Source organism: Dysgonomonas sp. UBA7630, assembly GCF_002483985.1.
Lineage (GTDB): Bacteria > Bacteroidota > Bacteroidia > Bacteroidales > Dysgonomonadaceae > Dysgonomonas.
In genome coordinates, this window is sequence record NZ_DLIY01000006.1 from 1 (window position 1) to 26,818 (window position 26,818).

Annotated in this window: 25 protein-coding genes (1 of these 25 cut by a window edge); 7 read left to right on the top strand and 18 right to left on the bottom strand. The window is 35.6% G+C overall.

Annotated elements, in window-relative coordinates; genetic code table 11:
* Positions 1-595: 595 nt before the first annotated feature.
* Complete coding sequence (locus tag B3P17_RS02585) at positions 596-1,630, top strand: hypothetical protein (protein WP_252637302.1); 1,035 nt, start codon at positions 596-598, stop codon at positions 1,628-1,630.
* A gap of 98 nt (positions 1,631-1,728) precedes the next feature.
* Here the strand turns inward: B3P17_RS02585 and dnaK are convergent, their stop codons facing one another.
* Positions 1,729-3,633 carry a molecular chaperone DnaK gene (dnaK, locus tag B3P17_RS02590; RefSeq protein WP_252637303.1) on the bottom strand — a complete coding sequence of 635 codons (1,905 nt, stop codon included), beginning with the start codon at positions 3,631-3,633 and terminating at the stop codon, positions 1,729-1,731.
* 394 nt (positions 3,634-4,027) lie between these two features.
* Between dnaK and B3P17_RS02595 the strand changes: the two genes are divergently transcribed.
* Positions 4,028-5,263 (top strand): replication-associated recombination protein A, encoded by a 1,236-nt coding sequence (locus B3P17_RS02595; protein ID WP_291103149.1) that lies wholly within the window; start codon positions 4,028-4,030, stop codon positions 5,261-5,263.
* Between the two features lie 155 nt (positions 5,264-5,418).
* On the top strand, positions 5,419-6,684 hold the full coding sequence (locus B3P17_RS02600; protein WP_252637305.1) for a DUF5103 domain-containing protein: 1,266 nt from the start codon (positions 5,419-5,421) through the stop codon (positions 6,682-6,684).
* A 75-nt stretch (positions 6,685-6,759) separates the two neighbouring features.
* Here the strand turns inward: B3P17_RS02600 and speA are convergent, their stop codons facing one another.
* The 12 genes from speA to nusB form a co-directional block, all read right to left on the bottom strand.
* Positions 6,760-8,652 carry a biosynthetic arginine decarboxylase gene (gene speA, locus B3P17_RS02605; RefSeq protein ID WP_135106438.1) on the bottom strand — a complete coding sequence of 631 codons (1,893 nt, stop codon included), beginning with the start codon at positions 8,650-8,652 and terminating at the stop codon, positions 6,760-6,762.
* Positions 8,653-8,675: 23 nt separating this feature from the next.
* Positions 8,676-9,143, bottom strand: a complete 468-nt coding sequence (locus B3P17_RS02610; protein ID WP_252637306.1) for a GyrI-like domain-containing protein — start codon at positions 9,141-9,143, stop codon at positions 8,676-8,678.
* Positions 9,144-9,145: 2 nt separating this feature from the next.
* Positions 9,146-9,655 (bottom strand): flavin reductase, encoded by a 510-nt coding sequence (locus B3P17_RS02615; protein WP_252637307.1) that lies wholly within the window; start codon positions 9,653-9,655, stop codon positions 9,146-9,148.
* 113 nt (positions 9,656-9,768) lie between these two features.
* Positions 9,769-11,556, bottom strand: a complete 1,788-nt coding sequence (gene lepA, locus B3P17_RS02620; RefSeq protein ID WP_252637308.1) for a translation elongation factor 4 — start codon at positions 11,554-11,556, stop codon at positions 9,769-9,771.
* A 243-nt stretch (positions 11,557-11,799) separates the two neighbouring features.
* The gene (locus B3P17_RS02625; RefSeq protein ID WP_135106431.1) at positions 11,800-12,060 is read right to left on the bottom strand and encodes a hypothetical protein; all 261 of its coding nucleotides are present in this window, start codon (positions 12,058-12,060) and stop codon (positions 11,800-11,802) included.
* Positions 12,061-12,168: 108 nt separating this feature from the next.
* Positions 12,169-12,954 carry a metal ABC transporter ATP-binding protein gene (locus B3P17_RS02630; RefSeq protein ID WP_291103156.1) on the bottom strand — a complete coding sequence of 262 codons (786 nt, stop codon included), beginning with the start codon at positions 12,952-12,954 and terminating at the stop codon, positions 12,169-12,171.
* A gap of 3 nt (positions 12,955-12,957) precedes the next feature.
* Positions 12,958-13,854 carry a metal ABC transporter solute-binding protein, Zn/Mn family gene (locus B3P17_RS02635; protein WP_252637310.1) on the bottom strand — a complete coding sequence of 299 codons (897 nt, stop codon included), beginning with the start codon at positions 13,852-13,854 and terminating at the stop codon, positions 12,958-12,960.
* 19 nt (positions 13,855-13,873) lie between these two features.
* Positions 13,874-14,524: a carbonic anhydrase gene (locus B3P17_RS02640; RefSeq protein WP_252637311.1), complete on the bottom strand. Its 651-nt coding sequence runs from the start codon at positions 14,522-14,524 to the stop codon at positions 13,874-13,876.
* Entirely contained in the window at positions 14,525-15,115 is a 591-nt protein-coding gene (coaE, locus tag B3P17_RS02645; protein WP_252637312.1) for a dephospho-CoA kinase, read from the bottom strand.
* 8 nt (positions 15,116-15,123) lie between these two features.
* The gene (locus tag B3P17_RS02650; protein WP_252637313.1) at positions 15,124-16,110 is read right to left on the bottom strand and encodes a YbbR-like domain-containing protein; all 987 of its coding nucleotides are present in this window, start codon (positions 16,108-16,110) and stop codon (positions 15,124-15,126) included.
* 34 nt (positions 16,111-16,144) lie between these two features.
* Positions 16,145-16,483 (bottom strand): preprotein translocase subunit YajC, encoded by a 339-nt coding sequence (gene yajC / locus B3P17_RS02655; protein WP_006844470.1) that lies wholly within the window; start codon positions 16,481-16,483, stop codon positions 16,145-16,147.
* A 120-nt stretch (positions 16,484-16,603) separates the two neighbouring features.
* Positions 16,604-17,530 carry a transcription antitermination factor NusB gene (nusB, locus tag B3P17_RS02660; protein WP_252637314.1) on the bottom strand — a complete coding sequence of 309 codons (927 nt, stop codon included), beginning with the start codon at positions 17,528-17,530 and terminating at the stop codon, positions 16,604-16,606.
* A gap of 207 nt (positions 17,531-17,737) precedes the next feature.
* Between nusB and cmk the strand changes: the two genes are divergently transcribed.
* From cmk to pfkA, 3 genes are all read left to right on the top strand, one after another.
* Positions 17,738-18,430, top strand: a complete 693-nt coding sequence (gene cmk, locus B3P17_RS02665; RefSeq protein WP_252637315.1) for a (d)CMP kinase — start codon at positions 17,738-17,740, stop codon at positions 18,428-18,430.
* Entirely contained in the window at positions 18,431-19,306 is an 876-nt protein-coding gene (locus B3P17_RS02670) for a 4-hydroxy-3-methylbut-2-enyl diphosphate reductase (protein ID WP_252637316.1), read from the top strand.
* A gap of 99 nt (positions 19,307-19,405) precedes the next feature.
* Positions 19,406-20,386, top strand: coding sequence for a 6-phosphofructokinase (pfkA, locus tag B3P17_RS02675; RefSeq protein ID WP_252637317.1), 981 nt, complete (start codon positions 19,406-19,408; stop codon positions 20,384-20,386).
* A gap of 98 nt (positions 20,387-20,484) precedes the next feature.
* Here pfkA and B3P17_RS02680 read toward each other — a convergent pair whose 3' ends face one another.
* A complete protein-coding gene (locus B3P17_RS02680; RefSeq protein WP_252637319.1) occupies positions 20,485-21,417 on the bottom strand; it encodes a cation diffusion facilitator family transporter in 933 nt (310 codons plus the stop codon).
* 95 nt (positions 21,418-21,512) lie between these two features.
* The gene (rho, locus tag B3P17_RS02685; protein WP_252637320.1) at positions 21,513-23,351 is read right to left on the bottom strand and encodes a transcription termination factor Rho; all 1,839 of its coding nucleotides are present in this window, start codon (positions 23,349-23,351) and stop codon (positions 21,513-21,515) included.
* 497 nt (positions 23,352-23,848) lie between these two features.
* Here rho and B3P17_RS02690 point away from each other — a divergent pair, with 497 nt between their 5' ends.
* Complete coding sequence (locus B3P17_RS02690) at positions 23,849-25,516, top strand: formate--tetrahydrofolate ligase (protein WP_252637321.1); 1,668 nt, start codon at positions 23,849-23,851, stop codon at positions 25,514-25,516.
* A gap of 81 nt (positions 25,517-25,597) precedes the next feature.
* Here the strand turns inward: B3P17_RS02690 and B3P17_RS15840 are convergent, their stop codons facing one another.
* The 3 genes in view from B3P17_RS15840 to B3P17_RS15850 are tightly spaced (each overlapping or abutting the next) and all read right to left on the bottom strand, a layout consistent with a single transcriptional unit that may run on beyond the window.
* Positions 25,598-26,458, bottom strand: a complete 861-nt coding sequence (locus B3P17_RS15840) for a glycoside hydrolase family 3 C-terminal domain-containing protein (protein WP_414647328.1) — start codon at positions 26,456-26,458, stop codon at positions 25,598-25,600.
* Complete coding sequence (locus B3P17_RS15845) at positions 26,443-26,802, bottom strand: glycoside hydrolase family 3 protein (RefSeq protein WP_414647327.1); 360 nt, start codon at positions 26,800-26,802, stop codon at positions 26,443-26,445. Before B3P17_RS15845 ends, B3P17_RS15840 begins: the two co-directional genes overlap by 16 nt.
* Positions 26,795-26,818: the final stretch of a glycoside hydrolase family 3 protein gene (locus tag B3P17_RS15850; RefSeq protein WP_414647329.1), read on the bottom strand. 537 nt of this gene lie beyond the right edge of the window; only the last 24 of its 561 coding nucleotides appear in the window; the start codon falls outside the window, past its right edge; it ends in the stop codon at positions 26,795-26,797. Before B3P17_RS15850 ends, B3P17_RS15845 begins: the two co-directional genes overlap by 8 nt.

A 26,818-nucleotide genomic window follows, 5' to 3' on the forward strand; every position in this document is an offset into this window, starting at 1 on the left:
GTATGCGGACTTTTGTTATTGAATGACTATGTCCCTTAGAGATAGCTATGGAAATAAAAGCTAATATATTCTTATTTTACATCCTCTATTTCACCTTTTTTAGAAACCTTAATATAGTTTCAAATAATTAAAAGATAAATTCTCATATTTTTTTCTAACTTTGCACGCTCTGCTTTATCATAAATATGCAATAATCAAACTGTTAAAAGTTTTATAACGCAAACTAATGAAGCTATATTAAGCTCCAATGAATTTTATGCATATGTTTGATATTGAAAAAATTGTTCAGAAAAAGAGGATTTATTGATCATTTTATTGAACAGATAATGTATTGATTATCTTTTTAGGAGGATATACCACCTAATTATAATTTAGACATAAAATAAAAATATTATATATTTTGCTATTTCTGAATATATTAGGATATATCATTGAATAAAGGAGACAGAAAATCAAGCAAAGAAGTATGATGTATTGTATATGATTTCAGAGACTTTTACAAGATTATAATAAGACCGATACAAACGAATTAGAAAAGTACAGGAGAACTATACTTATATTTGATCATAAACAAACAACAATAAAGGGTAACAATATGCTTAATCCTATAAAGAAGAGAATGGGAAATTTGGTAGGTTGTAATAAGATATCAATAGCTCATTTGCAACAAACAGAGGGTAATTATGCAGATGCGATTCGTGATTTTAATAGTGGGAGATTTACTAATTTCAGCTATGGTTTATTGCCTCCTTGCAAAGGTGAAAAATCATCATGTGATCTGAGAATCAAAGAAAAAAATGGAGATAAAATAGAAATAGAGTTGAAACAATGTAATGCTATTATCTCTAGAGGTGGTCGTATAGATATAAAGTCTATTAATCATTCTGACTCTGTGCGACTAGATTATGATTTTAGTCAAGAGATTGAAGATAATAAACAGTGGAATGTTGTTTTAGTTGTAGAACCATTTTATAATAAGTATCAAGGTATAGTAAGCGTTCAAGAAACATCATCTAATTATAAACAAACCTATCATTTGTCTATACAACCAATAGGACAAATTACTGAAGACGAATTCGGAATATATCATCTTATTCTAGGACGGATTATTAAAGAAGATAATAATTACAGTATGGATTCGAACTATATTCCTCCAAGCGTAATGATGAGCAGCCATCCTTATCTAGAAAAATATTATGAACTATTTGGAAAATACCTTAATGAAATCGAAATTTCATCCCAAAGTATTATTCAAAAAATACAAGATAAAGACAGTGATTCTGATCTAACAAATAATATGATATTTCTGTGCGAAAAGATACTCATTTATATTGCAGAGATTCATTTTAACTATACTAATAGAGGACGTTTTTATCAACCTATAGAAATAGCCAATGTATTTTCTACTTTTGCTCGTGTGTGCATTGTATTCATTGATTCTATATCTTCAGAAAAAAAAGAAGAACTGTTAAATTCTTTTCATGAATGGGGCGATATTCAACCTAAAATGTTTTTAGAGCTTCTTTCCAATTTGGAAGAATGCCAATACGACCATCAAGATATAAGAAGTACAATGGTTCGAATAGAATCTTCTTTAGCTTTATTTTCTGAGTTGTGGAGTAAAATTTAATAAATAAAAGAGACTCTATATACAATACAAAAAAGCTCATTATACCTAATATAGGATAATGAGCTTTTTTAATAAATATACTATCTGTTTCTATTTGCTTATTTCACTTCTTCAAAATCTACATCAGTTACATTATTGTCGCCGCCATTAGATTGGCTACCAGTATTACCTCCGGCTTCTTGTCCCGGATTAGCACCTGCTTGTTGCTGATTGTATATATTCTGGCTCAATTCCTGCATTAATTTAGTTAATTCATCCATTGCAGAATCAACAGCCGGAATATCTTGAGCTTTGTGAGCATCTCTTAGTTTATTTAAAGCACCTTCGATAGAAGCTTTCTGATCGGCTGGAATTTTATCTCCAAGATCTTTCAATTGATTTTCTGTTTGGAAAATAACTGAATCTGCCTGATTCAACTTGTCTATCTTTTCTTTTTCTTTCTTATCTGCTTCGGCATTAGCTGCAGCTTCGTCTTTCATTCGTTGGATTTCTGCATCAGTAAGACCCGATGAAGCCTCGATACGAATAGATTGTTCTTTGCCGGTCTTTTTATCTTTTGCAGATACACTAAGAATACCATTGGCATCAATATCAAATGTAACTTCAATTTGAGGCTCACCACGACGTGCCGGTAATATACCGTCTAAGTTGAAGACACCTATTTGTTTATTATCCCTCGCCATTGGACGTTCTCCTTGAAGTACAACAATCTGTACAGACGGTTGATTGTCCGCAGCGGTAGAGAATGTTTCGCTCTTTTTCGTAGGAATAGTTGTATTAGCCTCAATTAGCTTAGTCATCACATTCCCCATTGTTTCTATACCAAGAGAAAGCGGAGTAACATCAAGTAACAATACATCTTTTACTTCACCTGTTAATACAGCTCCTTGTATAGCAGCACCTACAGCAACAACTTCATCAGGGTTTACACCTTTCGATGGTGTCTTTCCGAAGAACTTCTCAACTTCTGCTTGTACAGCAGGTATACGTGTAGAACCTCCGACTAAGATCACTTCATCTATATCGGATGGTGAATACCCTGCATCTTTCAACGATTGACGACATGGTTCGATACACTTACGAATAAGTGAGTCTGCTAATTGCTCAAATTTAGCACGAGTTAGATTTTTTACCAAGTGTTTTGGAATACCATTAACCGGCATAATGTATGGTAAGTTAATTTCAGTAGAAGTTGTGCTTGATAGCTCTATTTTCGCTTTTTCAGCAGCTTCTTTCAAACGCTGTAAAGCCATTGGATCTTTACGTAGATCTAAGCCTTCTTCATTCATGAATTCTTCAGCCAGCCAATTGATAATTACCTGGTCGAAATCATCACCACCAAGGTGAGTATCCCCATTGGTTGACTTAACTTCAAATACACCGTCTCCTAATTCTAGGATAGAGATATCAAATGTACCACCACCAAGGTCGAACACTGCAATTTTCATATCCTTGTGAGCCTTGTCAAGACCATAAGCAAGTGCAGCAGCTGTAGGCTCATTAACGATACGTTGAACTTTAAGACCTGCAATTTCTCCGGCTTCTTTTGTTGCCTGACGTTGCGAGTCGCTAAAGTATGCAGGTACAGTAATAACTGCGTCTGTTACTTCTTGTCCGAGATAGTCTTCAGCTGTCTTTTTCATCTTTTGAAGGATCATCGCTGAAATTTCCTGAGGAGTATAAAGGCGTCCGTCAATGTCTATACGTGGTGTATTGTTATCTCCTTTCACTACTTTATAAGGTACACGGGTTACTTCGGTTTGAACTTGATCCCATGTTTCACCCATAAATCTTTTTATGGAGTATATTGTTTTTTCCGGATTTGTGATAGCCTGACGTTTTGCAGGATCACCAATTTTGCGTTCATTTCCCTCAATAAAAGCAACAACAGAAGGTGTTGTTCTTTTTCCTTCGTTGTTTGTGATAACGATAGGTTCGTTACCTTCCAACACGGCAACACAAGAGTTTGTGGTACCTAAGTCAATTCCTATTATTTTTCCCATCTTATTATATTGTTTCTAATTAATTTCTATTCTAATTTCTTTCAATTCATATTTCAATGACATAAGCCTTTGTTCAAAAGCTATGCCAAAATATAGGATGACAATAAAAAAAATAAAATATGACGATTTGTCAGAATTGATGGAGATTCTATTAGATGTGTTTAATGCTTTTATTTATAGGTTTTTATTTGTCTTTTTTCTGTTTTATATATATTTTAGAGATTACTATAAACTACATATAAGTATAATATATCAAGACACAAATAAGAAAATATTTAATAATAACTTAATCAAGCTTTAATACATTTCTGTTCCGTTGGATAGCAATCCGGCTTGTTATTAAATCAAACTTTTTGTAGATTTGAGGATATTTAGAGCTTAAACATATATATAAATGAGCCAACCTTTAGCAGAGCGGTTACGTCCGCGTAATCTCGAAGAGTATATAGGACAAAAACATTTAGTAGGAGAGGGTGCTATTCTTCGAAAGATGATAGAATCGGGGAGAGTTCCTTCATTTTTACTATGGGGGCCTCCCGGAGTGGGCAAAACTACATTGGCTCAGATAATAGCGAATACACTTGATACGCCTTTTTATACTCTGAGTGCTATAAACTCCGGTGTAAAAGATGTGCGTGAAGTAATTGAATTGGCTAAAAAGAATCAGTTTTTTAATACCAAAAGCCCTATCTTATTTATTGATGAAATCCATCGCTTTTCCAAATCACAGCAAGACTCTTTGCTCGGAGCTGTAGAAACAGGAGTAATAACATTGATCGGTGCTACTACAGAGAATCCCTCATTTGAGGTTATTCGCCCGCTGTTGTCACGTTGTCAGGTTTATGTCTTGCAATCGTNNCCTTTAACGCAGGATATAATACTTAAAGATAGGGATATCGAACTTAAAGAAACGGATGCTATATTGCGTTTTTCGGGAGGTGATGCCCGTAAATTATTGAATATACTTGATTTAGTAATTTCTTCCGAAGTAAACGATAAGATCACAATAACCGATAAACTGGTAACAGAACGTTTGCAGGAAAATCCGGCAGCATACGATAAAGGAGGCGAAATGCATTATGACATTATTTCTGCTTTTATAAAGTCGATACGAGGGAGTGATCCTGATGCTGCTATTTATTGGTTGGCACGGATGGTGGCCGGAGGTGAAGATCCGAAATTTATAGCACGACGTCTTGTTATTTCTGCTGCAGAAGATATTGGATTGGCAAATCCAAATGCCTTGTTGTTAGCAAATGCTTGTTTCGAGACGTTACATAAAATTGGTTGGCCGGAAGGACGTATTGTACTGGCTGAAACTACTATATATTTGGCAACATCTCCTAAGAGCAATTCGGCATACATGTCGATAGATGAAGCCATAGCTTTAGTCAACGAAACAGGAAATCTACCTGTACCATTACATTTGCGTAATGCGCCTACAAAGTTGATGAAGGAATTGAATTACGGAAAGGAATACAAATATGCGCATAGCTTTGAAAATAATTTTGTACAACAAGATTATGTACCTAAAGAGATAAAGGGTAGACAATTTTGGAAACCCCAGCAGAATGCATCTGAAAGTAAAATAATGGAATGGCTCAAAAAGCTCTGGAAAGATCGGTATTAAGAATCTACACAAGTATTATTTTTAAGAATTTAAATTATCTAATAATAGAATTGTAGTTTACTTTTATAGCAAAAAAGTAACATACAAAAACATACAATTAGCTGTTACTTTTGTCACTTTTTGAAAAGGTCTCTGCAACAATTAAGTTTAGAATAATGAATAATAAACTATTGCTATTTTTCTCTATAATCTTTTATCTAACGAGTATATATACTTTTTCGCAAGCGTATCATACACAGGCAATATCAGATGATATATATACGGTACAGGTAAATAAAAATAACGATTGGAGTTCATATCCCATCATCGCATTGAATGGCAATGATTATGTACATATTAGTTTCGATCGTATTTCTGAAGACTCAATGAATCGTTTACGTTATCGGATAATCCATTGCGATGCATACTGGAAAAGAAGCAGTGGCATATCCGAGATAGATTATCTAAGTGGATTCAATGATAACCCGATAGATGATTATGCTTCTTCTTTAAATACAACCGTAGAATATACCCACTTTGCTATTGATATTCCTAATAATGATGTAAATGTTAAATTATCAGGAAACTATGTTGTTGAAGTTTACGAAGATGGTATACCTGACGAAGTTTTACTTACTGCTTGTTTCTCTGTCGTAGATTCACAAGTAAGCATCGCTCCAAGTATTACTTCTAATACGGATATTGATACAAATAAAGGTCATCAGCAGTTGTCCTTTAGTATATTGCATCAGAATCTTAATATAAGAGATCCTTTTACCGAATTGAAAATCTTTGCTTGGCAAAACAACCGCCTCGACACTGAAAGGCATCAAATAAAACCTACTTATGTTAGCTCCGATAAATTAATATATGAACACAATCGGAATCTGATATTTGAAGCAGGAAATGAATATCGTCGATTCGAAACGTCAAGTTATAGATACAATGGTTTGAATGTAGAGCATATTGAATATAATCGGCCTAATTATACAATGTACATCGTTCCTGATAAAACCAGATCCGGTAGGTCATATAGTTATGATCAAGATCAAAATGGAAGGTTTTATATTAGAAGTAACGATACGAATGATAGTGAGATAGAGTCTGATTATTTTAATACGGTATTTACTCTACCAATGGATAGCCCGATAGGCGAGGATATTTTTATTAATGGAAACTTTACTGATAATAACTTTACCGACAAATACAGAATGAAATATGATGAAGAGAACAGACAATATTATATAGCTCTGCTTTTAAAGCAAGGTTTGTATAATTATCAATATCTGACTAAGTCGGGAGCCAGTTACTCAACAGCAAAAATAGAAGGTAATTATTTTGAAACAGAAAATGAATATCAGATATTTGTCTACTATCGCCCTTCCGGACAACGTTACGACAGCCTCATAGGCATACAAAATATTCAATCAAGAAGTAAATAAGGAATTAACCTATATAAAAAATCCTCTTTATGCAAATGCGTAAAGAGGATTTTAATATATAAGCTTATACTTTAATTATTCAAGGTAGGTGTATCCATAAAGGCCTGAACGATAGTTTGATAGAAATTCTTTTCCTTCTTCTACTGTTATTGTCCCTTGTTTAACACTCGAAGTAACCCATGTTTCAACAGTGCGGACAAGCTTCTTCGCATTGTATTGAGCATAGTCTAATACTTCTGCTACAGTTTCACCATCTATCATTTGCTCTATCTTGTATCCGTCTTTATCAACTGAGATATGAACCGCATTTGTATCTCCGAATAGGTTGTGAAGATCACCCAATATTTCCTGATAAGCACCCACTAGGAATACTCCGAGGTAATATGATTCGTTCTTCTTCATGCTATGTACCGGCAAGTATGATGACTGATTACCGTTAGAGATAAAGTTATCTATCTTTCCGTCAGAGTCACAAGTTACATCCTGTAGTGTTGCTGTTCTATCCGGCTTTTCGTCCAATCTATGAATTGGTATAATCGGGAAAATCTGGTCAATAGCCCAAGAGTCCGGCAACGACTGAAATAAGGAGAAATTACAGAAATATTTATCCGGTAATAATTTTGATAATTGTTTTAACTCCTCAGGAGCATGTTTTGCTCTGCCTGCAATTTGGAATATTTCACGGGCAATAGAGAAGTAAAGACGCTCTACCTGCGCTCTCGTTTTCAATGTTAGCATTCCCAAACTAAATAAGTCGAGAGCTTCTTCACGAATCTGTTGTGCGTCGTGCCAAGCTTCTAACATACGCGATTGGCTAAGATCGTCCCATATTTGATACAGCTCTTTAACGAGTTCATGGTCATCTTCCGACAACTCTTTATCTTCATCCCACTCCGGCAAAGTAGCTGTTTCCAACACTTCAAATACCAGAATAGAGTGATGTGCCGTAAGCGATCTGCCCGATTCTGTTATAATATTAGGGTGTGGGATGCCATTCTTATCAGCTGCATCTACCATTGTAGCGATAGAGTCATTCACATACTCTTGTATGGAGTAGTTTACACTACTTTCGTTATAAGAAGAACGTGTACCGTCGTAGTCAACGCCCAGTCCCCCACCAATATCAACAAACTCCACCTTAAAGCCCATTGCATGCAGCTGTACATAGAATTGAGCGGCTTCACGTAAAGCTGTTTTTATCCGGCGAATTTTGGTAATCTGGCTTCCGATATGGAAGTGAATAAGACGTAAAGAATCTTGCATATTTGCTTTTTCAAGATATGCTAAAGCTTCTAACAGCTCACTCGAATTCAATCCGAATTTGCTTCCATCGCCTCCTGATTCTTCCCATTTACCACTACCGGAACTGGCCAGCTTGATGCGGATACCAATATTAGGTGTTATTTTTAGTCTTTTAGCTATTTTGGCGATTAGCGGTATCTCATTCAGTTTCTCAACTACAATGAATATATGCTTGCCCATTTTTTGAGCTAATAAGGCTAACTCAATATAGCTTTCGTCCTTATATCCATTACAGATTATAAGCGAATCAGAATCGGTGTTGATTGCTATAACGGCATGAAGTTCCGGCTTAGAACCGGCTTCCAGTCCGATATTGAATTTTTTTCCATGGCTGATAAGTTCTTCTACCACCGGGCGCATTTGATTTACCTTGATAGGGTATATTATATGGTTTTGCCCTTTATATTCATATTCTTCGGCAGCCTGTTTAAAGCACGTGGAAATTTTCTCGATCCGATTATCCAGGATATCCGGAAAACGAATCAAAACAGGAGCTGACACATCGCGAAGCTGCAATTCGTCCATCAGTTCTTTTAAATCAACAGCCACCCCGTCTTTTCTCGGAGTTACAACAACGTTACCTTTCTCATTAACAGAAAAGTAATTAATACCCCAGCCTGCGATGTTATACAACTCAGCTGAGTCTTCGATGCGCCATTTTCTCATTCTTTGTGTAAAGTGAAGTTTATTTAAATAGATAAATATGTTGTTATTTTAGCATTTTTAGGGTCTTTCGACTCCTCACCATAGATGTCGAAATCTGCTAAATAACGTCTTTTTATATTAGACTGCCAAATATGTGCCCAAGTTTTACCTACGGCATAAGGCAGTTCACCTTCCGAAAGGTACTTATAATATTTCGATTCCGGTATTTCTTTGAAAGTCAATCCCAAATTTGTAGGTATCCCTTCAACACTGGAAACTTTATAACCTAATACAGTCGTGTATTCTCCTGTATAGTCACTCTCATAATCAGTATAAATGCAATAGATATCATTAGATACCTTATTCGGCATCAGTTGCTGAATGTAAGCATTACGGAAAAAAACTTCCCATAGTTTTGCAATATCCTCTTGCGATTGATGATTCTGATTCGTAGTACGGACAGATATTCCAACAACCACAAACTTAGTCAGAGTGACTTCTTCACGATTCATCCTTATTTCCTCTTTAAGATATTTGTTACTTCTGCAATATACAAGTAATGAAAATCCTTTTCGGGATACCATCTTTCGATGATGTCTTTCTCTAGAAAAGCATCTTCTTGGATACGCTGGACAAAGAGCTTCTTGACAAAAATAGCTGTTTGGGCTTCCATAAAATATGGTATATGTTTATCGAAAGCAATATTAAGTCCGGCTTTTGAGATTTTGTTTTCATCACGTCCCGATACTTTACCTAAATAACTTAAGTCCTTTAAGTATTTTTTATCAAAGAAAGTAAGAGAGAAAGATTCTGTACTTTCCACAAACTCCCTTGTGTATCTTTGAGGACGTATAACAACAAATACTACTTCTTTGTTCCACATCACACCGTATCCTCCCCAACTTGCAGTCATTGTATTCACTGTACCATCGGGCTTAGATGCAGTAACGAGCATCCATTTGTTTTTTAGCCCAAATGAATCGGGAGTAAAATCTTTTATATCTATTTTTTCAAAGGATGTCATGATTGTCAATACTGTTTTCAACTAAAAAGTAACAAAAGTAACAGTTTTTATACTGTTTCTAGATATCACTTTTTTATTTCTAAACTAATTCTAATGGTCTGTATAAAGATAATTTAATCGAGTTTTAATACAGCTAAGAAGGCTTTTTGAGGAACTTCTACGTTTCCTACCTGCTTCATGCGTTTTTTACCTTCTTTTTGTTTCTCGAGAAGTTTACGCTTACGAGAGATATCACCACCATAACATTTCGCCGTAACATCTTTACGTACGGCCTTGATCGTCTCACGGGCAATAATTTTAGCACCGATAGCAGCCTGTATTGCTATATCAAATTGTTGACGGGGAATAAGTTCTCTCAATTTTTCACACATGCGACGTCCGAAGTTTACGGCATTGTCAACATGAGTAAGTGTAGAGAGAGCATCTACAGATTCACCATTTAATAGTATATCAAGTTTTACAAGCTTCGATTCACGATAGTCATGCATATGATAATCGAAAGAAGCGTATCCTTTCGAAATACTTTTCAGCTTATCGTAAAAGTCGATAACAATCTCTCCTAATGGTATATCATATATAATCTCAACACGATCTCCTGAGATATATTCTTGTTTGATAAGGATACCTCGTTTGCCGAGACATAAAGTCATAATAGCCCCTATATAGGTGGTATTGGTGATTACCGAAGCACGTATATAAGGTTCTTCTATATAATCTATCAGGGTAGGGTCGGGGAGTCCTGCCGGATTGTGAACCTCTTTCGTGTTCCCTTTCTTGTCGTGAACTATATAAGATACGTTTGGAACAGTTGTGATCACATCCATGTTGAATTCCCGGTCGAGGCGTTCCTGTATAATCTCCATATGTAAAAGACCTAAGAATCCGCAACGGAAACCAAATCCTAAAGCAACAGATGATTCCGGCTGAAATGTAAGAGAGGCATCATTCAATTGAAGTTTTTCTAAAGATGAGCGTAAGTCTTCAAAGTCTTCGCTATCGATAGGATAAACTCCGGCAAAAACCATTGGCTTGACTTCCTCAAAGCCTTCGATCGCTTTGTCGCATGCCCCTTTTACATGGGTGATTGTGTCACCTACTTTTACTTCTTTCGAAGTTTTGATCCCTGAAATTATATAACCAACGTCACCACACCTGACTTCATTACGCGGAGACATATCCAGTTTTAGTACACCTACTTCGTCAGCATCATATTCTTTCCCTGTTGCAAAGAATTTTACAAGATCACCTTTTTTTATTGTACCATTCACTACTTTATAATAAGCAATGATACCACGAAAAGAGTTAAAAACTGAATCGAAAATAAGTGCTTGCAATGGAGCTTCGGGATCACCTTGCGGTGCCGGTATTCGTTCTATAATTGAATCCAGTATGGTATAAACGCCTTCTCCTGTTTTACCACTGGCACGTATTATATCCTCTTTTTTTACACCTAACAGTTCTATAATCTGATCTTCAACTTCATCAGGCATAGCACTTGGCAGGTCTATTTTATTCAGAATAGGAATAATCTCTAGATCATGCTCTATTGCCATATACAGGTTTGATATTGTTTGTGCCTGTATACCTTGTGCTGCGTCTACGATTAATAATGCGCCTTCACATGCTGCTATAGATCGTGAAACTTCATACGAAAAGTCAACGTGTCCGGGAGTATCAATCAGATTAAGAATATATTTTTCGCCTTTATATACATATTCCATCTGGATAGCATGGCTTTTTATAGTGATGCCACGCTCACGTTCCAGATCCATGTTGTCAAGTACCTGAGCTTGCAAGTCTTTGCCTTCAACAGTCTTTGTATATTCTAAAAGCCTGTCAGCAAGGGTACTCTTACCATGATCAATATGTGCTATAATGCAAAAATTTCGTATTTTATTCATTCTATAATAAATCTTCTTTTTGGTATATCGATTTGAAGTAAATATACTACCCCAAATTAGGCTGCAAATATACAAAAAAGATATAAAATACAGGGCTATTCGCGAAACAGATTTGAGTGACTTTAAAGAAAGATTAAATCATAAGAAATAAATGCTGTATCATTCTTTATATAAAGTATGTCTATATGTAATAAAAATAGGATGCACCATTGATACATCCTATTTCTTTATTCTAATACAATTTTATTTCTCTGTTTCCTTATACCATTTATTTAGCTGCCCATTAACAAAAACAAAGTACCAGTGGTTTTTAAATTTATCTACGTATTCTAAAGTCTGGTCACCATTACTTCTTTGGTCGACAACTGAATATTTATCACCCATAAGTGAGACGATCTCTCGTTGTGTCATCCCCAGTTCTACTTGTTTAAGTTGTGTGTTGTAAACTGGTCCGCAAGCTGCAAGTGTAAATGCAACAAGGCATGCAAAAAATATCTTTTTCATAATATAATTGTTTTATAACCTATTTAACGTTCTAAGCATGTGTTTAGTTCTCAGATATAGAGTAATATCAATTTATAGTGATTTTTGAAAAAAGGAAATAATGAATTGCTAATCTTCTTTACAACAGTCACAACCCTCATGTTTCTCTAAAACTCTGTGAGGAAAATCTCCATGTCCAATTATTTCAATAGGACACGAGTTGTATGATTTTTCAAGCCAGTCGGTCGAGATGTTCGTGCCTGAATGATAATGCAGTCCTTCGTTTACGCATGCTATATTCTTCACGAGTGAAATAACGGTTCCAACATCATGAGATACCAGTATGATAGCCGTATCCAGATTTATCTCTTCGAGCAATTTGTAGAAATTGCTTTCAAAACGTTTATCCACATAGGAATTAGGCTCATCAAGAACCAACAAATCGGGGTCATCGATAATCGCCCTTCCTAGTAATGTACGTTGCAACTGCCCACCTGATAACGCACCTATCGAACGGTGTATAAGCTGTTCCAACCCCATTTTTTCGGCAATGACGCTCACCTTTTCTTTTTGTTCCTTTGTATAAGAAGAGAAAATACCTTTTTTTACGGTTAATCCAGACAAGATAACATCATATACAGATATTGGGAATTTTTTATCAATCTGGTTGATCTGAGGTAAGTAACCTATGTTTATTTTATCAACCTTTATATTATTCCTATAAAAAGATATTTTGCCCGAAGCCGGCTTAACCAACCCCATGAGAGTTCTCAGAAGAGTTGTTTTACCTCCTCCGTTTGGGCCGATAATACCAAGGAAGTCATTCTTGGTAACTTCCAGATTGACATTCTTCAATACATAAGGATTGCCGTCGTATCCTACAGAAAGATCTTTTATGTCAAGAATTTTACTCATCAATTAATCTTCTAAAGCCATAGCTCTAGCTATTTTAATCATTTCTTCACTCCAATTATAAGACAGTAGATTGATAGGTATAGCTTTTCCGCCAATAGCTTCGGCTACTGTTTCAGCATTCTTTGTGTCAAATTCTTTTTGAATAAAGACAACTTTTATACCTTCAGCTTTTGCTTTGTCTATAAGTTCTTTCAATTGCGCAGGAGAAGGGTTTTTTCCTTCATGCTCAATGGAATACTGTGTCAGCCCATATTCTTGAGCAAAATAGCTAAGCGCAGGATGGTAAATGATAAAAGCTTTGCTTGGTGCTTTTTCCAGATACGATTTTATTATACTATCGGTCTTGTCTATTTCAGAGAGAAGTTTATCGTAATTTGCTTTGTAATCAGCTTCATTTACTCTGTCTATTTCAATAAGCCCTTTGTACATGTTTTCTGCAATGATTTTAGCAGAAACGACAGAACTCCATGTATGTGGATCTCCTCCTACATGTCCATGATGACTATGATCATGTCCTTCGTGATGATTGTGGTCTTCACAGGTTGATTCTATGCCATCAGAACAATCAACTACTTTAAACGCAGGATTACTTGCAGAAACTTTATTTATCAGAGAATTTTCTATACCAAGATAACCTACCTTAAAGTAAGCTGTGCTTTTGTCAAGATTCATCATCTGTGAAGGAGTAAAGTCTGCACTTTCCGGATTCATTCCGGGAGAAATAATGCATTCTACTTTGAAGTGATTGCCGACAAGAGCCTCTAAAAAATACTTCTGCGGTTCTATCGTGACCATCAGTATTTTAGAGTCTTCAGCTTTTGTTGAAGGTTTACAACCTTGTAATAAAGCAAGTGTAAGTATTCCCAAAAATAAAGCTATATATGTATGTCTATGTTTCATTATTTAATATAGTCTTATTTTACTTTTTCTTAGTTAGGTCATATATTTTACGAATGTGATCAAGTTCTTTCTTGAAGTCAATGTTCAGGTCTATCAAAGTACCATCGTTAAGATCATACACCCAACCTGCTACACGAGGATACCCCGATTCCAAATACGATTTTTGCACTTCTGCTGTTTTTATAACGTTCAGACACTGTTCGTAAACATTAAGTTCCACCAAGCGGTTATAGCGGTCTTTCATATCAGGGATAGCATCGAGCTCTTTTTCGTGTAAACGATATACATCTCGCACATTTCGTAGCCATGGATTCAGAATACCTAAGTCTCTTGGTTGCATAGCTGCCTTTATTCCACCGCAATTATAGTGGCCACAAACAATTATATATTTTACATTCAAATGTTCTACAGCATAGTTAATGACAGACAATACATTCAAGTCATTATTTACAACCATATTTGCTATGTTACGATGCACGAAGACTTCACCCGGTTGCAAACCCATTATTTCATTTGCATGTACACGACTATCCGAACATCCGATATATAAATAATCAGGGTTTTGCTCTTTTACAAGATGAGTAAAGAAATCCGGATTTTCCTTGTTCTTCTTCTCAACCCATTTTTTGTTTTCTGCAAAAATTTTCTGATATGATTCTTGTATTTGCATCTAGTTTTCTGAGGTTTTAAGTTCTTGTATTATATTCGTTACCTGTTCGATCAATGATTTTGTGTTATCATTAACAATTACAAAGTCAGAAAGTTTAGCTTTTTCTTCATCCGACATCTGATTTTGTATGCGTTCCATCACCTTTTCTTTAGGGAGGTTGTCTCTTAGCATTGTTCGCTCGATTCTTATGTCTAAAGGTGTATATACCATTAACACCTTATCCATCATTCGATTAAATCCCGATTCAAAAAGAATAGCAGCTTCATGCGCTACAATGTCACATTGGGCATGTTTTTTTACCCATTCAATAAAATCACGTTCTACTTCGGGATGAATAATTGTATTTACTGTTTCCAGTTTTTTCTTATCATTAAAAATATGAGAAGCAAGCAATGGTTTATTTAGTACACCGCCGCTATATAATTCTTCTCCAAATAGATTAATTAGTTTTTCTCGAATTGTAGGAGATGTGGCAACTAACCTTTTACTTTCTATATCAGCAATGTAGACTGGCACACCACTAAGTGAAAATATCTGAGAGACAGTTGACTTTCCACTGCCTATGCCACCGGTTATACCTAGTTTGATCATAATTGTTATTATTGTTCGAGTACAAACTCTACCTCTGAAGGTACAGGTGTCATTGTGCGTATATAATCAGGACTATCGGTTATACGTACTGGTATAGTCGCATCTTTCAGCTCTTTTATATCGTTGTAGTCTATAGTAACTTCGAAATTACTACTGGTTATATTATCAGGCCTTCTCTTGCCTACAAAAAATTCAATTTTGACAGCAGACGGAAATAGTTTTATTTCTAAGTTGCTTGGTAAATTGATACAGGTAATAGGTACTTCAACTTCCTTTTTTATAAACTCATCGATTGGAATATTCAATTCTACTTCACTCGGAACATATTTGACTCCTAGTATAGGCTTCATCTTTATTTTCACTTTCTTTGCCGATTTGATATTCCTTAATGTATCAGATTCAGTGTAAGCAAAGAAAATGGTATCTAATGAGGCTTTACTGCCGTATACCATAACAGAGTCCGGCTGGGTTATCAAGTCTCCGTCGAGCATATAACCGGCATCGAGACTTACGCTACCGTTAAAAATAACAGGTAACTTCTTGCTTCGCAATAATGCGTATGAATATGATACCCGAGTGGGAGAGTAGCTAATTAGTTCGGATGTAACGAAAAGCTTTGAACGTATCAATTGCTCAAAATTGCGCCCTTGAATAACCTTGTCAGGTGAATTTTTTATAACCTCTCTGACATCAACCACCAGTGAGTCTTTACGTCTAGTCAGGTAATATCGGAATAGAGTAGCACCATCATCTTTGATTCGGGCATAAACCGTAGTTGGCAATTCATTCTCAAAGACTATACTATCCGGCTCATTTATGTATTTAACAGGTATAGCAAGGGTGGCCTCGTATTTTTGGCGATACACTTGCATCATCCAGAAAATAAAAGATAAAAGCACAAAAAACATGAAGGTCAAAATCTTTTTCCACCGAATTGTCTTGAAAAAAGCTTTGACCTTTTGTGCAAATATTTCCTTATCGTAAGTATCGCTCATAAGCTATACCCGGATATTTACCGTAATAAAAAAATTATTGTTTCTTAGTATCTTCGGCTGAAACATATACAGAAGATTTTTCAATCTTAATTTTTACTCCCTCCGCTATTTCAAGAATAAAATATGTATCACCCACTTCTTTCACTTTTCCGTGAACACCACCGGCTGTAACAACTTTGTCTCCTACCTTAATGGCGTTTCTGGCTTCTTGTAGAGCTTTTTGTTTCTTCTGCTGTGGTCTGATCATAAAGAAGTACATGATTCCGAAGAGTAGTACCATCATAATAATCATGCCGGTACTTCCTCCTAATAAACCTCCGGCAGGAGAAGCTCCACCATCTGCAGCTTGTAACAATACATTTAATAAAGTCATAATTGTTCTTTAATATTGATTTATATTATTCTTACTTCAGTTACTTTTTTTTGAATAAGTTTTTACAAATATAAGTGAATATTTTGAAATAGGCTTTATGCGAAAATATGATAAATACTATTATTTCTTAATTATCTTTTTTTCTTCTTTCAGCTCCTTTACAATTGCATCCAAAATTCCATTTATAAAAGAAGCACTCTTTATAGTACTATATGACTTCGCTATATCTATATATTCATTTAAGGAAACACTAATCGGTATAGATGGAAATTCGATGATTTCAGCAATTGCAATCTGCATTATAACCATATCCATCAGGGCAATACGCTCCGATTCCCAGTTCTTGGTGTATTTATCAATCAGCTCTTTATATTCTTTTCCGTTGAATAAAGATTCCCTCAATAGTTTTACCGCAAATTCTTTATCGGTTTCATCCTTAAACATAGGAAGCAACTCTTGCTCTGTCCCTTTGCTTTCTTCAAAGCGTTTAATTGTTTTTAAAACAAAAGATTGAATAATTTCGATATCATCGTTCCAGTAAAGACTTTCATCCTCAAGGATAGAATACAAATCTTCAGTCGTGCATATAATTTGCTTGAAAACTTTACGCCAGAACTCACGATCGTCATTATATTCCTGAGATTGACTTTCTGTATATTCTTTATATATGTCAGAGTTTAAGATATTATCCAATAGGTTGCGGATAAAGGCATCATGTTCTGCCCATGAGAAAGGCCTATCGTTCAAGTATTTTATCAGTTCTGTGTTTTGACTGAGTTGAGATATGAATTTATTATTCAACAACTTTGTGTTTGGACTCATATCCTCTTTAGTGGGCAATAGTTTCGATTTGCGACTATCTACTCTCTGAGCATAAGTATTAGTCAACTCTACCATCAACGATAACAGATAAAAGTACAAATCATATGATTTTTGTAGGCTAAGCATTAACTCACTTTCTGCCTTTCTCAAATCTGTGGTTTCACTATGACTGCATGAGAACAGTATTTGAACAACCCTGATACGAATAAGAACGCGATTTATCATTTATATATAAAAATGTTTCAGGCTGCAAAAATACACATTTTTTTGTAATACAATAGTTTTTTTCGGCAACATCTTTCTCGTTATAAAACGAAGGAGGATTTAGAATGAAAAATTAGAATTATCTTTGCCGTATCTTTATTAGGAATATAATTTATAACGAATCAACATAAACATTTATATCGCTTAGATGTTTAATAGAAGTAAGTAATGAAAAAAATAGTTATCGCAATAGATGGTTTTTCATCGAATGGTAAGAGTACTATGGCCAAAAGTTTGGCAAGGGAGATTGGGTATATCTATATAGATAGTGGAGCCATGTATAGGGCTGTAACACTATATTGCATAGAACATAACCTCTTTAATGGCGAAGAGCTGGATGAAGAAAAATTGCGTAACGAAATAGAAAATATAAAGATACAGTTTCACTTAAATAAAGATACAGGAACTCCTGAGACATATCTGAATGGTCTGAATGTTGAAGGTCAGATACGCAGTATGGAAGTATCGTCAAAAGTGAGTATTGTGAGTGCAATTCCTTTTGTACGTCATGCCATGGTAGCTCTTCAACAAGAAATGGGTAAAGCTAAAGGAATTGTAATGGATGGAAGAGATATCGGAACTGTTGTTTTCCCTGATGCCGAGATGAAAGTTTTTGTAACAGCAAAAGCCGAAATTAGAGCTCAGAGGCGCTTTGATGAATTACAGTCGAAGGGTGATACGAAAACGACATACGAAGAAGTGCTGGAAAATTTAAAAACCAGAGACCATATGGATCAGACGCGGGCAGAAAGCCCTTTAATCCAAGCGGATGACGCCATTCTTCTGGATAATTCATATATGACCATTGACGATCAGATGCAATGGTTGGTACAAAAGTTCAAACAAATAACTACAAATTAAATGAGTAATATAGAAATAGATGCTAAGTCAGGTTTTTGCTTTGGGGTAGTTAATGCCATAAAGAAAGCAGAAGAAGAATTGGCCAAAGGAGGCATGCTTTATTGTTTAGGAGATATTGTGCACAATAACCTAGAAGTAGACAGGTTGGAAAAACTTGGAATGAAGACTATTAATCATGAAGAGTTTGCAAAACTGAAAAATGCCAGAGTTTTACTTAGGGCTCATGGCGAACCACCTTCAACCTATCAAACGGCAAAAGAAAACAATATCGAAATTATAGATGCCTCATGCCCTGTTGTTTTGCGTCTTCAGAAAAAGATACACGACAAATATGACAGTGAAAAGGATAACAACACACAAATTGTTATTTATGGTAAAAACGGACATGCCGAAGTGAATGGACTATTGGGACAAACTGAATCGAGTGCTATCGTTATTGAGAAGAAAGAAGATCTCGAAAAACTCGATTTTTCTAAAAATATTTGTTTATTCTCTCAGACAACAAAACCTTTGGATGGATTTCAAGAGATAATTGATATTATTCAAGGCAGAATGACGGGAGATGCTAAATTTGAATTTTTTGATACTATTTGCCGTCAAGTATCAAACCGTATCCCTAACATCAAAGAATTTGCTCTGAATAATGACATCATATTCTTTGTGGCAGGAGAGAAGAGTTCGAATGGAAAGGTCTTATTTGCTGAGTGTAAAAAATATAATCCGAACTCGTATTTTATCACTACTCCATCAGATATAAACCCTGATTTAGTAAGCAAAACAGCCTCAATAGGTATTTGTGGTGCAACTTCTACTCCAAAATGGCAAATGGAGGAAGTAGAAGCAAAAATAGAGGAAATAAGATCGGTGTTAATTTAACCAAATTGACATATTGAGATTAGCCTTATCAGTAAATTTATTCTTATTTTTGTAATTCATTTTGAAAAAGGGACTTTAAGAATAAATATAAATAACATTATGGCTAACATTAAGTGTATTGGTATCCTTACTTCCGGAGGCGATGCTCCGGGTATGAATGCAGCTATTCGTGCAGTAACTCGTTCAGCTATCTATAACGGAATAGAAGTTAAAGGTGTTATGCGTGGTTATAAGGGATTGGTATTTGATGAAATTATACCTTTCAAAACAAATAGTGTAAGTAATATTATACAGCAAGGAGGTACAATTCTTAAAACAGCTCGTTGTAAAGAGTTTGAAACAACAGAAGGTCGTCAGACAGCATACGAAACACTTCAACGCGAGAATATTGACGCTTTGGTTGTTATAGGTGGAGATGGTTCGCTTACAGGAGCTCGTATTTTTGCACAAGAATATAATTTTCCTATAGTTGGCCTACCGGGAACTATTGATAATGACTTGCAAGGTACAGACTTAACGATTGGTTATGATACAGCGTTGAATACAATCATGCAAGCTGTAGATAAAATTCGCGATACAGCCAGTTCACACGAACGTTTGTTCTTTATTGAAGTGATGGGGCGCGAATGCGGTATTCTTGCACTTAATGGTGCTATTGCCTCCGGAGCAGAAGCTGCTATTATCCCTGAGAGATCAATGCAACAAGACCAATTAGCAGATTTGATATCCAATGGATTTCGTAAAAGTAAAAATAGTAGCCTTGTTCTTGTAACAGAGGGTGATATCACCGGTGGTGCAATGGCAATGGCCGAGCGTGTGAAAAAAGAATTTCCCCAGTACGATGTACGAGTAACTATTCTTGGGCATGTACAACGTGGAGGTTCTCCTACTGCAAACGACCGTATTCTTGCGAGCCGAATGGGTGCTTCTGCAATTGATGCTCTGCTTGATGGTCAACGCAATGTAATGATTGGTATTCAAAATGATGTGATTGTATATGTTCCATTTTCCAAAGCAATCAAAAAGAATAAACCAATTCAGCCGGATTTAGTAGAAACATTGAAGGTTCTTTCAATTTAGAAAGAGAATAAAATTTATAGATACTAAATAAAAAACGACGAAATCATTATCTGATTTTGTCGTTTTTTTTGTTTGATTACTTCTCTTTATAAAATGCTTTAATTACAAGAGTCTTCAGACAAACAAATATTCTTCCCTTCTAACTGAATTGTTGCATGCTTAATTCCAAATTTTTCATGAATAGAGCGCTTAGCCTTCTCTAGGATTAGGTCACGATCAACATTAGGTTTTACTATTAGGTGAACTGTTAATACCGAAAATTCGGAAGTTATCATCCAGATATGTAAGTCATGTATATCTTCTATGCCTTCTATTGACTTCAACACATTTACTACTTCATCAGAGTCTATCTCTGCCGGTTTAGCTTCCATCAATATGTTAACAGATTCTTTAAGAACGTGCCATCCACTATAAAGAACTAGAAGAGAAACAATCATACTTGCTATTGGGTCGGCTATATACCAGCCAAACAACATGATGAGTATTGCTGCAGCTATAGCCCCAACAGAACCTAACAAATCACCTATAACGTGCAGAAAAGCACTTCTTATATTTAAGTTTTCTTTGGTCGAACCTTGTGAATGCAGGATATATGCGACAATTATATTAATAATTAGTCCAATGACTGATATGACCATCATACCCGGGCCTATTACATGAGGAGGTTCTGAAAGTCGATGTATTGCTTCTTTGAATATAAAAACAGAAATCAGGACAAGTACAATGCCATTTAGTAACGCAGCTAGAATTTCAAAACGTTTATATCCATACGTTTTGGATGGAGTTGCTGCTCTGGAGCCAAAAATAAGAGCACTTAAACTTAGCCCTAATGCAACAGCATCACTTAACATATGCCCAGCATCAGATATTAAAGCTAAGCTATTCGTTAAATACCCTCCGATGAATTCAACAAACATAAATCCGGCTATCAGGAAGAAGCTAATAGTTAAAGCTTTCTTATTGGCATTGTGTGCATGGCTATGTCCGCTATGTGAATGTTCGTGGTCGTTATGATTATGATCGTGTTTCATACGTTCTTATTTAGAATTGTTTAAAATAAAAAAGCAAGGGTAAAGTTACTTCTTTTTCCCTTGCTTCTGTTATCTGGAATTATAATTCTTCTTACCTAGTCGTTCATTGAGATAAGGAATTCTTCATTATTTATTGTTTTTCGTAGTCTTCCGTCAAGGAACTGCATTGCTTCTACAGAGTTCATATCAGATAAGAAGTTACGAAGAACCCACATTCTGCTTAGGGTGTCGTTGCTGAGTAACAAGTCATCTCGACGAGTACTTGACGCAATAATATCCACTGCAGGGAAGATACGCTTGTTAGACAATTTACGATCGAGCTGAAGCTCCATGTTACCTGTACCTTTAAATTCTTCGAAGATAACATCATCCATTTTAGAGCCGGTCTCAGTCAGTGCTGTTGCAATGATTGTAAGAGATCCTCCATTTTCGATATTACGTGCTGCCCCGAAGAAACGTTTTGGCTTATGTAATGCATTTGCGTCAACCCCCCCGGTTAATACTTTTCCTGATGCCGGTTGCACAGTATTGTATGCACGAGCTAGACGAGTGATAGAATCCAATAGGATAACCACGTCATGTCCACACTCTACCATACGCTTTGCTTTATTCAATACTATTTCGGCTATCTTAACATGGCGATCTGCCGGTTCGTCAAAAGTAGATGCTATAACTTCAGCATTTACACTGCGTTCCATATCGGTAACCTCCTCAGGGCGTTCATCGATCAGAAGAACGATCATGTACACCTCAGGATGGTTATCTGCAATCGCATTTGCGATATCTTTTAGTAATGTTGTTTTACCGGTCTTCGGTTGAGCAACAATCAAACCACGCTGTCCTTTACCAATCGGAGAGAATAGATCTACAACACGGCATGATAAATTGTCATTACGTCCTTTTGTAAGCTTGAATTTCTCATCCGGGAATAGTGGCTTCAAATGATCAAACGGAACACGGTCACGTACTTCATCCGGTGTGCGTCCATTGATTCTATCTACCTTAACTAAAGGGAAGAATTTTTCAGACTCTTTCGGTGGACGTATTGGTCCTTCCACAATATCTCCGGTTTTCAAACCGAATAGGCGTATTTGAGATTGGGATATATATATATCATCTGGAGACGACATGTAATTATAATCGGATGAACGAAGAAATCCGTAGCCTTCCGACATAATCTCTAAAACGCCTGTAGCTGATAATATTCCTTCAAAATCAAAAGATTTTTCCTGATTCTGATTATTTTGTTTTTGATTTTGTTGATTATTTTGTTGCTGTGCCGGTTTATTTGTTTTAGCTGGTGCTTCAGTAATAATTTCCACAGCCGGAACCTCTGCATCAACTTCTAATGGAGATAGAAGTGGTAATCCCGGAACAGGTTCTTCTGGTTGAGCTTCTCTTACCTTGTTGGAACGAAAAACCAGTTGAGTCGGCTTGACCGCTGTTGGCTGTTGTTTCACATTGCTGACAGGCTTAACTTCCTTCTCTTTTTCTTCCACTTTTTTTACCACCTCTTTTTGTGGGGCCTTTTCTTTTTCTTCAATGACTACTTTCGGTTCATTTTTCTTTTCCACAACAGGAGCCTCTTTAGGTGTAACTTTTACCTGAGGTTTTGGCTCTTCTTTTTTAGGGGAGGCATCAGCAGGTTTAGAGTCTTGTTCTGTTTTTTTCGCTTGCGGTTGGTTCTTGGGTCTTTCTTGTTTGTTCTTAGCTGCAGACTGGGATTTTCTTTGTTGTTGTTCTATCCGATCTTCGCTTTGATAGCTCTCAGAGTTTTTATTTTTTGCTTCTAAGATAGCTTGTTCATCAAGAATTTTATAGATTAACTCATCTTTCTTATAAGCATCAGGACGTCGTATCCCAAGCTCTTTTGCGATGGTTCTAAGTTCGATAGTGAGCTTCTCGTTAAGCTCAAGAATGTTGTATATACGCATGTATATCTATATTAAAATATTGATTTTTGAGAATTTTTAATAAATTAGAGTAAAGCCTTTTCTGTAAAACTTTATAATAATAACTTTAATGGAACTTAACTTTAGGGAGATAATAATTTAAGGTTATTATCTAAGATTTAAATAGTTAGTTTGTTGGCTGGCTATCTGTCGGGATGATATTCAACCCCTAATCTTTTTTGTTTACAAGAGAAAATAATTATTTTATTTTTTTTGCTAGACAAAGATAGATTTGCAATAAACCTGTGCAAAGATAATAAAAGAAATCTATTTTACAATATCTATTCTGTTATTGTTTTTTCTATTTCCTTCATAATAAATACATATAAACTGGTTCTAAATAGTGGAATATGAACATATATATGAGGACGGGTGTTAATTAGGGACTACAGTGTTGAAAAATCTTTATTGATTCTTTAATTTAAAGATTTATCTTTGCTCCCCGTAAAATTATTAATATCATTAAACCCAATAATAACATGATTACAGATATTGAGATTGCAAGAAATATAGAGTTAGAAAATATAAATATTATAGCCAAGAAGCTCGGAATATCTCAAGAGCAACTATATAATTATGGTAAATATATAGCTAAAATACCTGTATCTCTAATCAATGATCAGAAGGTGGCTAATAGTAACCTCATATTAGTTACAGCAATAACCCCCACTAAAGCAGGGATAGGGAAAACAACAACTTCTATTGGATTAGCTTTGGGTTTAAACAAAATAGGTAAAAAAACAGTTGTTGCATTAAGAGAGCCATCATTAGGCCCTTGCTTTGGAATGAAGGGCGGTGCTACCGGAGGAGGTCATGCTCAGGTTTTGCCGATGGAGGATATTAATCTGCATTTTACAGGCGATTTTCACGCAATAACATCTGCTCATAATATGATAACGGCTCTGCTTGATAACTATTTGTATAGAAGTAAGGGTACAAAAGGGTTTTTGAAGGAAATAACATGGAAGAGGGTATTAGATGTAAATGATAGGAGCTTACGATATATTGTCACAGGATTGAATGGGACAACAAATGGTATTCCGACAGAGTCCGGATTTGAAATTACTCCGGCTTCAGAAATAATGGCTATTCTATGTTTATCGAAAGATATTGATGATTTAAAGCGAAGAATAGGAAATATCATTCTGGGATATACCGTGGAAAATAATATTTTCACAGTTAATGATCTTGGTGTTTCAGGTGCTATTGCTGTTTTATTGAAGAATGCGATAAATCCGAATTTGGTACAAACTACAGAACATTCTGCGGCAATTATACACGGTGGTCCTTTTGCGAATATAGCTCATGGTTGCAACTCTGTAATTGCTACCAAAATGGCAATGTCTCACGCTGATTATGTAATAACTGAGGCTGGCTTTGGTGCTGATCTGGGTGCTGAAAAGTTCTTTAATATCAAGTGTCGTAAGGCCGGCATAACGCCTAAACTTACAATAATCGTGATCACGACTCAAGCATTGAAAATGCATGGTGGAGTAGCTTTAGAAGATATTAAGAAGAAAAATATTGATGGACTGCTGAAAGGTTTTGAAAATTTGAACAAGCATATCGAGAATATGAAATCTTTTGGGCAGACCGTTCTTGTATCTTTGAATAGATATGGTTTCGACTCTGATGAAGAAATCTCATTGATAGAGAAATGTTGTGATAAAATGGGAGTTGGATTTGCCTTGAATGATTCTTATGTAAAAGGGGGTGACGGAGCTATAGCATTAGCGAAGAAGGTTGTCGAGCAAATTGATTTAAACCCTTCCAGAAGTTTAACTTTTACATACGATGATGGAGATGCAATTGACACTAAGATAGATAAAGTTGCAAAGAAAATATATGGTGCAGCCTCTGTTGTATTTAGTAATAAAGCTAAAAGAAAACTCGATACGATTAAGAAAATGGGCATAAGTCATTATCCGATTTGTATCGCAAAAACGCAATATTCTTTTTCTGATGATGCCAGCCTCTATGGCACTCCCAAAGATTTTGAATTTACAATAAATGATATTGTGATTAACAATGGCGCTGAATTTATTGTCGCTATAGCCGGAGATATCATGCGAATGCCAGGATTGCCTGCAGAGCCGCAAGCAAAGCATATTGATATTGTAAATGGTATGATTGAAGGACTTAGTTGATAGGTATTTCATGATTTAAAATAAATAAAAAAGCCTCTGAAGAAATATTCAGAGGCTTTTTTATAATCAATCTAATCAAACTTATTCTACAATAAAATCACTTCCTTTTATATCAAAATCTTTCTCAACGAGTGGAAGTTTTTCTGAATGGGTTGGGGTAGGAGAGCTTCCTCCGATAAATATCTTTCTTTTTCCCGCACTAACTTTTAATATGCCAGCATCATCTACTAAACCGAGCTCTCTTGGCGATAGATTGAATTCTACAGTTTTAGATTCTCCAGCTTTGAGTGATACTCTATTGAAGCCTTTTAAAGCATATAAAGGTTTCTGTCCTTTCGTATCAGGGTAAGAGATATAAAGCTGTACAACCTCTTCTCCTTCTACTTTACCTGTGTTCTTGATACTTACAGATACTTTAGCATTGTTTCCGGTATCTATTGTTGACGGTACTTGGATCGGTGAATATTCAAATTTAGTATAACTTAAGCCATATCCAAACGGATACAAAACGTCTCCGTTGAAATATCGATATGTCCTGTTTTTCATTTCATATGAATTGAAGGCAGGCAAATCACTATCTTTTGCATAGAATGTAACAGGAAGCTTTCCTGAAGGATTATAGTCTCCAAATAGTACATCAGCAATAGCTGTACCTGCATCCTGGCCACCATACCATGCGTTGACAATGGCTGGAATGTTTTGTGATTCCCATTCTGTTGCAATTGCACTACCTGTCATCATTACAAACACTGTAGGAATTTCTTCAGCAACAAGAGCTTTCATAAAATCTGTTTGTATTTTAGGTAGCTTGATAGAAGTTCTGTCACCCCCGGTAAAGCCTTCAATCTTAACAGGCATTTCTTCTCCTTCTAACTCGGGAGTGATTCCACCTACAAAAATAACTACATCTACATCCTTAAGACGTTTTAATANNTTAATAATGCGGAAACTTCTTCTTGACTGTTTGCTGAAGGAGTAACAAAGTCTATTCCTTTTTCATAAATAACTTCTGTCCCTTTCAATTTTTGTTTTATAGCTTCGTATGGCGTTACTATTTCCGTTGGGAAACCATTATAATTACCCAAAACAGAAACTTCATTATTTGCGTTAGGGCCTACAACTGCGACTTTCTTTAGCTTTTTACTTAGAGGTAATGTATTGTTCTCATTTTTTAGAAGTACAATAGATTCCCTTGTTATTTTCAATGCTAAATCTTTATGTTTCTGAGATTCAAGAACAGATGTCGATATCTGAGAGTATTTAACATTTTCGGCAGGGTCAAACATGCCTAGCCTGAATCTT